Raw genomic sequence first — 8,618 nt, 5'->3', positions numbered from 1 at the left:
GATCGCCGCCGCCGTCATGCACCAGGACAATATGGCCCTGGCCATCCAGTTTCTGGGGTTTGATCGGCACGCCGGGGGGATAGGACCAGTCCCTCGTATCGAAATCCATATTGATGTGCAGGTACCCCAGTTGCTGGGCCTGAAGCAGGGCGAGCGAATTGTTTCCCGGGTCGCCGGTGGGGATCCTGAACAACCGCGTCGCGTAGTTGTCCGCGGCGCGCATCACCCGGTCCGCGCCAATGATTTGCTGGCGGTTGAAGGCGTCATCGTGGGCCCAGAAATCAATGTGGGACATTGTGTGGTTGCCCACCATATGGCCTTCCTTGACCATACGGCTGAAGATATCCGGGAATTTGACGATGTTGTCACCGACGGAAAAGAACGTGGCCGGCACTCCTTCGCGGGAGAGCAGGTCCAGGATTTGCGGCGTGTTGCGCGGATCCGGCCCGTCATCAAAGGTCAGCATCAGGGTGTGGTCCGCCGGCTTGCCGAAAGTTTCCATGGCGTACTTGCTGTTGCCGATCAGGTCGATTTCGTCCGCAGTAGCCTCCCGCCAGATGGTGCTGCTGAAGGGATCCTTCAGGTAGACCTTGCCGTTCTTCCGTTCAATAAGGGCAATGCGGTCAAAGGCAAAGCCCCCCTCGGGACCAATCCTGGGAATGTTCCGGAGGTCCTGGCTGGAGAGCAGCTTCCGCGGATAATCGGCGGCCTGGTTTTCCTGCACGTTCCAGACCGGAGCGCTGGCGGCCGGCAGGATCCAGACAATGGACAGGGCAATCAAAAGGATGCTCGCAACGAGGGCAGCAAGAACCCGCCGCCACCTTTTCCCGCTGGGGTCAAAGAAGACTGGTGCTGTGCCGGAAACAGGGGATGATTTCGTCATGGATTGCCTCGCCATGGAATCGTTTGCTGAAGTCCTGGCCTGGGCCAGGGCGTGAGCGCCACCGCTGGTGGCCGGGGATCCAACCCGGGCCTGGCGATCGATTTCCATGAGAAGAAACCGGCGCTCGTTTGATCTCTCCCCTGAAGCCCTACGGGCCGCCGGCCTATGGCGGGCCCCCTTGTCTTTTGAGGTTAGGAGCGCCCTATGGGGTCACACACGCGTGGGTAACACTCGCGTTTTTTGGCCGGTTCTACTTGTTTTCCGGCACCAAGTACGCCGTCTGATAACCGGTTTTTGGGGGCGCGCCGCGGCAGCCGGGCGGACACGCGCGGTTGACTTTCCAGGCCCGCGGAATTGGTGCTATCGCCATCGCGGAGGCAGGGGTAGCGTTCAACCTACGGGCCCGACTGAGTGGAGGCGGATGACCAATGCGCAGGGAAACCGGACTGCTGGCTGCCGCGCTGTCAATCCTCCTTGTGGCCGCTGCCTGTGAGAGTGCGCCCCCGGTACCGCCCGCCCCACCCGCCCCGCCGGCGTCGGCTCTGCCCGTTGCGCGGACGGCGGTTCCGGACACCTACATCACGGCCTACACCTGGTACGACAACACCCCCGAGGGTTCGCCGGACATCAGCCACCCGGTGCTGCACCGGAAAGCCGGCGGGACCGGGAGCTACGCGGACCCGGTGACCATCGCCGTCGGGCATTCCCTCGCAACGGGACGGGACGTCCTGGATTTCCCGGCGGGGACCCGGATCTATCTTCCTGACGTCCGCCGCTACTTCATTGTCGAAGACACCTGCGGGGACGGACCGACTCCCGAAGCCGGGCCGTGCCATGCCACCGCTTCCAGGCACAGGGGTGCCGCCAGGTGGGTTGACATTTGGATCGGTGGCCAAGGTGCCGGAGAGTCGTTCACCAAGCGGTGCGCGGACCAGGTGACCGGCGTGCGGGTTGCCGTCTTTAACCCCGCGGCCAACCTGGTGGTGGCGCCCGGAGCGGGAATCATCCACGACGGCAAATGCGACAGCGGCTACGGCAACCAGCTCTTCACGACGTCGACCACGACGACGCCGTCCGGCTGAGGTGTGGGATTTCCCACGATTAGCCACCCCGGCCGGGACAAGGTAACGTTTAGGTCACCGGTTGGCCCACATGCCTGTCGGAGTGTTTTGAATGCTCTTGCGTGTGATAAGTCCCGCGGCGGCAGCGCCCCTGCGCTCCGCAGACCGTGACCGATTCCGGGCGAGGCTTCCAGAGGGCTTTCCCGATTCCGCACTCCCATGAATAGGCTTTATTTTCCATGCGCAGAAACTATCTGCTGGCTGCCGGCATGCTCTCCGTCCTCCTCGCCACCTCGGCGTGCGGCGCGGGAGCCGGCGCCTCAAACTCATCCGCTCAATCCTCGGAGTCGGCCGCAGCCGGCGTTCAGGCCACCTCCAGCGCCTCGCCGGAGAAGACGAATCCCGAGGTCGGCGCCTCGCAGCGTGCCGCCGCCGAGAAGGCCAAGGCCGCCGCCGTTGCCGCCAAGAAGGCCAAGGCAGTGGCTGCTGCCGCTGCGCAGAAGGCTGCTGCCCAGGCGCAGGCCGCCGCGCAGAAGGCCGCAGCTGTGCCCGCTGCACCCGCCCCCGCGGTCCACGCCGTGGTTCCGGCGGCCCCGAAGCCGGCCCCGGCTCCCGTGGTGCCGGCGTCGTCCTCCGAGCGGGTCGTGAACACCACGTACACGACSGCGTACACCTGGTACGACAACACCCCCGTGGGCTCCGCCACGATCAGCCACCCGATCCTGCACCAGTCGGCTGGCGGCGCCGGGACGTACAACGACCCCATCACCATCGCCGTGGGCCACTCCACCGCTTCCGGCAAGGACGTGTTGGACTTCCCGGCCGGCACGCGCATCTACCTTCCGGACGTGCGCCGCTACTTCATCGTTGAGGACAGCTGCGGCGACGGGAACGATCCGCAGGGCGGCCCCTGCCACCAAGGCGTGAACGCCGGCGGCACCAACTCCACCATTTGGATCGACATGTGGATCGGCGGTCAGAGCATGAGCTCTGACGGGGCAGACGCCTGCGCCAGCCAGGTCACCAACATGCGCACCGCCGTCTTCAACCCGGCCAGCAACTACGCTGTGGCCCCGGGTGCGGGCGTCATCCACGACGGCAAGTGCGACGCCGGTTACGGCAACACGCTCCTGAAGCGGTAATCCACGCACCATTGAGCGTCCGGCTGAGATCGGAAGCTTCAGCGGGGACCGGCGACTCGTCGCCGGTCCCCGCTGCCGTGTTCCCTGCCGTGTGGATACACGGAGGCTGGATGAGGCCGGCCGATTCCCGGCCGGAGGCCCAAAGACCCTACTGTCCCGGTGGGGATGGACCAGAATAGGCGGAGTACTTGCACCCGGGAGGGGAGGGCGCCATGAGCCGGTCCGGTCCAGCCAGCAGGAGAGTTTCTGCCGCAGTCTTTGTTGCTGCACTGCTGACCGCCTGCTCGTCGCCCAGCAGCCTGCCGGTGGATCCGGGAACCTCCGCCGGTGTGACCACACCCGCCACCTCAAAGCCGGCGCCCAAACCGGCGAAGGCGTCGCCGCGGGCGTCCGCGCAGCTCGAATGGAAGACTTATACGACGCCAGACGGCAAGCTGATGTTCGACTACCCGTCCACCTGGACCGTCAAGGACAGGGCGCGTGAGGCGGCGCCGGGCGGAATCTTTGTCGAAGTCCTCACCGCCGCCGGAAAGTCCGTGGCGACGCTGCGGACCAACATCATCCTCAAAGCCGATTGCCCCGCGAAGTATCCCTATGCCCTGATGGACTCGGGGGAGGTGCCGGCCCTGGAGCAAAAGGGGACCGCACCCATGTTTGTCTTTGAGGGCCGGGACGACCAGGCGGCGTACCCGTCGCGGCCGGCGTCGCTGTCCTACGGCATTACCTCAGCGCCGCTGCCAACCGGACCGAGCGCGTGTCCGATCTTCCAGTTCTTCACCTGGCCGCCCGGTGTGGCGGCCTTCAGCGGTGTCTACGATCCGCTTGCCGCGATCCCCGGTGACACACCCAACGTCGATACCCCGGAGGCGTACACCGGGACCGAAGAGTACGAAGAGATCCGGCAGACCATCACCTCCCTCCGCCCGGCGGAGTAGCCGCCCGCAGGCAGCCTGCAGGCCGCCCGTAGGCCGTTCGCGGGACCGGCCGCCCGGCGTCGTCGTCGCCCTTGTGCCGTTAGGCACTACATGCAGTGCCATGTGCCACGTTGGAGCCTCTGGCGGGAGTACCGCGACACGCCGTCCAGTGCGCGACACGCGGGAGGGTTAATTGTGGCTAACTACTCCACAGGGTGTGGATTTCGTCCGTGAAAATGGCTGAAATCCGGACATTTTGAAGGCCCCCGGCTGTGGATTAAAGGTGCGTTAAATGACATACTTGTAATACATCATCTTGGGGTCCGCGCGGGACTCTTGCACTACATGTAGTATCGACATACAGTTCGAGCGGAGCGGTCGCTGACCGCTAAACGAGGCCAGTAACGGATAAGGATTCCTGTTCCGAGTCGGCCCCACCGGACACGAACCACAGACTTCAACAAAGGGGACCAGGACATGACCGTTACGGTGTACACGAAGCCGGCTTGCGTGCAGTGCAACGCCACCTACCGCGCGCTCGACAAGAAGGGCATCGCCTACCAGAGCGTCGACATCTCCCAGGATGCCGAGGCCCTTGATCGCCTCAAGTCCCTGGGCTACATGCAGGCTCCGGTCGTCGTTACGGACCAGGACCACTGGTCCGGATTCCGCCCGGACAAGATCGAAGAACTGGCACAGGCTGCCGCCGTCGCGGTTGCCTGAAAGCCCCTCCAAAGCACCACCACATCGGATGAGGTGACTCCCATGGCACTGGCAACCGCCGGCACGTCGCCGGCAGCAGTCGCCCGGACCACGGCCAGCCACCTCATCTACTTCTCCTCCACCTCAGAGAACACCGAACGCTTCGTCCTGAAGCTGGGTATCGACGCCGCCCGCATCCCCCTCCACGCGAGGGAACCGGCCCTGCTGGCGACTGAGCCCTTTGTCCTGGTGGTTCCCACGTACGGCGGAACCGGGGGAGAGGGATCCGTTCCGAAGCAGGTCATCCGCTTTTTGAACGATCCGAGGAACCGGCATCAGCTCCGTGGAGTGATCGGGGCGGGCAACACGAACTTTGGGGACAACTACTGCATGGCCGGCGACATCATCGCCGCCAAATGCCAGGTCCCGCACCTATATCGATTCGAACTCATGGGGACGCCGGAAGACGTCAGCCGAGTACAACAAGGATTGGAAGAATTTTGGACACGACTGTCGCAGACACCGCAGTAGACGCGGCGGGTGCCCCGGCGCCCTCCGCCGTCGAGAGGCACACCGAGAAGCACACCGTTCCGGGCGAGAAGCCCGCGCTGCCCGCCGCCTATCAGGGCCTGGGCTACCACGAGCTGAACGCCATGCTGAACCTTTACGGCGCCAACGGCGAGATCCAGTTCGAGGCTGACCGCGAGGCCGCCCACCAGTACTTCCTGCAGCACGTGAACAACAACACCGTGTTCTTCCACGACCTTGAGGAAAAGCTCGACTACCTCGTCAAGAACGAGTACTACGAGCGGGAAACCCTCGACCAGTACACGATGAACTTCATCCGCGAGCTCTTCAACCGCGCCTACAAGAAGAAGTTCCGCTTCGAGACCTTCCTGGGCGCGTTCAAGTTCTACACCTCCTACACGCTGAAGACGTTCGACGGAAAGCGCTTCCTGGAGCGCTACGAGGACCGCGTCTGCATGGTGGCCCTGCACCTGGCCCGCGGCGACGAGAAGCTCGCCACCCAGATGGTGGACGAGGTCATCGAAGGCCGCTTCCAGCCGGCCACCCCGACGTTCCTGAACGCCGGCAAGAAGCAGCGCGGCGAGCTGGTCTCCTGCTTCCTGCTCCGCATCGAAGACAACATGGAGTCGATCGGGCGTTCCATCAACTCCGCGCTGCAGCTCTCCAAGCGCGGCGGCGGCGTGGCGTTCGCGCTGACCAACATCCGCGAGGTGGGCGCGCCCATCAAGCAGATCGAGAACCAGTCCTCCGGCGTCATCCCCGTGATGAAGCTCCTCGAGGACAGCTTCTCCTACGCCAACCAGCTCGGTGCCCGCCAGGGTGCCGGCGCGGTGTACCTGCACGCGCACCACCCGGACATCTACCGGTTCCTGGACACCAAGAGGGAGAACGCGGACGAGAAGATCCGCATCAAGACCCTCTCGCTCGGCGTTGTGATCCCGGACATCACCTTCGAGCTCGCCAAGCGGGACGAGGACATGTACCTCTTCTCCCCGTACGACGTCGAAAAGGTCTACGGCATGCCGTTCTCCGATGTCTCGGTCACCGAGAAGTACTACGAGATGGTGGACGACTCCCGGATCAAGAAGACCAAGATCAAGGCGCGCGAGTTCTTCCAGACCCTCGCCGAGATCCAGTTCGAATCCGGCTACCCGTACATCATGTTCGAGGACACCGTAAACCGGGAAAACCCGATCGACGGCAAGATCATCATGTCCAACCTGTGCTCGGAAATCCTCCAGGTTTCCCAGCCCACCACCTACCACGATGACCTGTCCTACGACGCCACCGGCAAGGACATCTCCTGCAACCTGGGTTCGCTGAACATCGCCAAGACCATGGACTCGCCGGACTTCGGCCTGACCATCGAGACGGCCATCCGGTCCCTCTCCGCGGTCTCGGACATGTCCAACATCACCTCGGTGCCCTCGATCGCCCGCGGCAATGACCAGAGCCACGCAATCGGCCTCGGCCAGATGAACCTGCACGGCTACCTGGCCCGCGAGCGGGTCCACTACGGTTCCGAGGAGGGCTTGGACTTCACCAACATCTACTTCTACTCGGTGGTGTACCACGCTGTCCGGGCCTCGAACCTGCTGGCCATCCAGACCGGCCAGACCTTCGGCGGCTTCGAGAAGTCCAAGTACGCCTCCGGCGAGTTCTTCGACAAGTACACCGAGCAGGAATGGGTCCCGCAGACGGCCAAGGTTGCCGAGCTGTTCCAGAACATCCACATCCCCACGCAGGATGACTGGCGCGAGCTGAAGGCTTCCGTCATGGAGCACGGTATCTACAACCAGAACCTGCAGGCCGTCCCGCCGACCGGCTCGATCTCCTACATCAACAACTCCACCTCCTCGATCCACCCGGTGGCGTCCAAGATCGAGATCCGCAAGGAAGGCAAGCTGGGCCGCGTGTACTACCCGGCGCCGTACCTGACCAACGACAACCTGGAGTACTACCAGGACGCGTACGAGATCGGCTACGAGAAGGTCATCGACACCTACGCCGCAGCCACCCAGCACGTGGACCAGGGCCTGTCCCTGACCCTGTTCTTCAAGGACACCGCCACCACGCGCGACATCAACAAGGCCCAGATCTACGCCTGGAAGAAGGGCATCAAGACCATCTACTACATCCGTCTCCGCCAGCTCGCGCTGGAAGGGACCGAGGTAGAGGGCTGCGTCAGCTGCATGCTGTAGCAACCCTTCGCGGGTAAGTACGACGGCGGGCGCCCGCCCGCCGTCGTACGCTTTAACTTAGAGAACTAACCCAACATTGAGGGGATGACATGACCGAGAAGGTCAAGCTGCTTAGCCACGTCGAGGCGATCAACTGGAACCGCATCCAGGACGACAAGGACGTGGACGTCTGGAACCGCCTGGTCAACAACTTCTGGCTGCCGGAGAAGGTGCCGCTGTCCAACGACGTGCAGTCCTGGAACACCCTGACGCCGGCCGAGCAGCAGCTCACCATGCGCGTGTTCACGGGCCTGACCCTGCTGGACACCATCCAGGGCACCGTCGGCGCCGTGTCGCTGATTCCGGACGCGCTGACCCCGCATGAAGAGGCCGTCTACACGAACATCGCGTTCATGGAGTCCGTGCACGCCAAGAGCTACTCCTCGATCTTCTCCACGCTGGCCTCCACCAAGGAGATCGACGAGGCGTTCCGCTGGTCCACCGAGAACGAGAACCTTCAGAAGAAGGCCCAGATCGTCATGGACTACTACCAGGGCGACGATCCCCTGAAGCGCAAGGTCGCCTCCACACTGCTGGAGAGCTTCCTGTTCTACTCGGGCTTCTACCTGCCGATGTACTGGTCCTCGCGGGCAAAGCTCACGAACACGGCTGACCTGATCCGCCTCATCATCCGCGACGAGGCAGTGCACGGTTACTACATTGGCTACAAGTTCCAGAAGGGCTTGGAAAAGGTCTCCGAGGAGAAGCGCCAGGAGATCAAGGACTACACGTTCGAACTGCTCTTCGAGCTGTACGAGAACGAGGTTCAGTACACGCACGATCTCTACGACGGCGTCGGCCTGGCCGAGGACGTCAAGAAGTTCCTGCACTACAACGCCAATAAGGCCCTGATGAACCTTGGCTACGAGGCCATGTTCCCGGCTTCCGTCACCGACGTGAACCCGGCGATCCTCTCGGCCCTGTCGCCGAACGCCGACGAGAACCACGACTTCTTCTCGGGCTCGGGTTCGTCCTATGTGATTGGCAAGGCTGTTAATACTGAGGACGAGGACTGGGACTTTTAGGTTCCGCTTTCCACGAAACGCATCAGGCCCCGCACGTTGTCACCGACGTGCGGGGCCTTTGTTTGGCGGCGCGTTAGGTTCCGCTCTTGCCTGCAATTACAGGGGTGGCCGGCAGTCGTGGAC

At 63.4% G+C, this 8,618-nt stretch carries 8 protein-coding genes; 7 read left to right on the top strand and 1 reads right to left on the bottom strand.

The features are described from left to right. Window positions 1–883: polysaccharide deacetylase family protein (locus tag AC1DHD_RS11330; RefSeq protein ID WP_476879811.1), on the bottom strand; the 883-nt coding region annotated here is incomplete at its 3' end. Between the two features lie 428 nt (window positions 884–1,311). Here AC1DHD_RS11330 and AC1DHD_RS11325 point away from each other — a divergent pair. From AC1DHD_RS11325 to nrdF, 7 genes are all read left to right on the top strand, one after another. After that, a complete protein-coding gene (locus AC1DHD_RS11325; protein WP_476879810.1) occupies window positions 1,312–1,965 on the top strand; it encodes a hypothetical protein in 654 nt (217 codons plus the stop codon). 218 nt (window positions 1,966–2,183) lie between these two features. After that, complete coding sequence (locus tag AC1DHD_RS11320; protein ID WP_476879809.1) at window positions 2,184–3,086, top strand: hypothetical protein; 903 nt, start codon at window positions 2,184–2,186, stop codon at window positions 3,084–3,086. Window positions 3,087–3,298: 212 nt separating this feature from the next. Then, window positions 3,299–4,021, top strand: coding sequence for a hypothetical protein (locus AC1DHD_RS11315; RefSeq protein WP_476879808.1), 723 nt, complete (start codon window positions 3,299–3,301; stop codon window positions 4,019–4,021). A gap of 456 nt (window positions 4,022–4,477) precedes the next feature. Next, window positions 4,478–4,723, top strand: coding sequence for a glutaredoxin-like protein NrdH (gene nrdH, locus AC1DHD_RS11310; protein WP_476879807.1), 246 nt, complete (start codon window positions 4,478–4,480; stop codon window positions 4,721–4,723). A gap of 42 nt (window positions 4,724–4,765) precedes the next feature. Continuing rightward, on the top strand, window positions 4,766–5,233 hold the full coding sequence (gene nrdI / locus AC1DHD_RS11305; RefSeq protein ID WP_476879806.1) for a class Ib ribonucleoside-diphosphate reductase assembly flavoprotein NrdI: 468 nt from the start codon (window positions 4,766–4,768) through the stop codon (window positions 5,231–5,233). A gap of 77 nt (window positions 5,234–5,310) precedes the next feature. Further along, a complete protein-coding gene (gene nrdE / locus AC1DHD_RS11300; RefSeq protein ID WP_476879812.1) occupies window positions 5,311–7,431 on the top strand; it encodes a class 1b ribonucleoside-diphosphate reductase subunit alpha in 2,121 nt (706 codons plus the stop codon). An 89-nt stretch (window positions 7,432–7,520) separates the two neighbouring features. Beyond that, a complete protein-coding gene (gene nrdF / locus AC1DHD_RS11295; RefSeq protein WP_018761532.1) occupies window positions 7,521–8,495 on the top strand; it encodes a class 1b ribonucleoside-diphosphate reductase subunit beta in 975 nt (324 codons plus the stop codon). The last annotated feature ends 123 nt before the right edge of the window (window positions 8,496–8,618 follow it).

The organism is Arthrobacter sp. 05L45_2 (assembly GCF_056397525.1).
The sequence above is the reverse complement of the archived record's forward strand: the minus strand, read 5'-3'. Positions and strand labels throughout refer to the sequence as shown.

Bases quoted from the DNA above. Each gene is read 5' to 3' on its own strand.
- AC1DHD_RS11325 (WP_476879810.1), top strand. From the start codon at position 1,312: ATGCGCAGGGAAACCGGACTGCTGGCTGCCGCGCTGTCAATCCTCCTT.
- AC1DHD_RS11315 (WP_476879808.1), top strand. From the start codon at position 3,299: ATGAGCCGGTCCGGTCCAGCCAGCAGGAGAGTTTCTGCCGCAGTCTTT.
- nrdH (WP_476879807.1), top strand. From the start codon at position 4,478: ATGACCGTTACGGTGTACACGAAGCCGGCTTGCGTGCAGTGCAACGCC.
- nrdI (WP_476879806.1), top strand. From the start codon at position 4,766: ATGGCACTGGCAACCGCCGGCACGTCGCCGGCAGCAGTCGCCCGGACC.
- nrdF (WP_018761532.1), top strand. From the start codon at position 7,521: ATGACCGAGAAGGTCAAGCTGCTTAGCCACGTCGAGGCGATCAACTGG.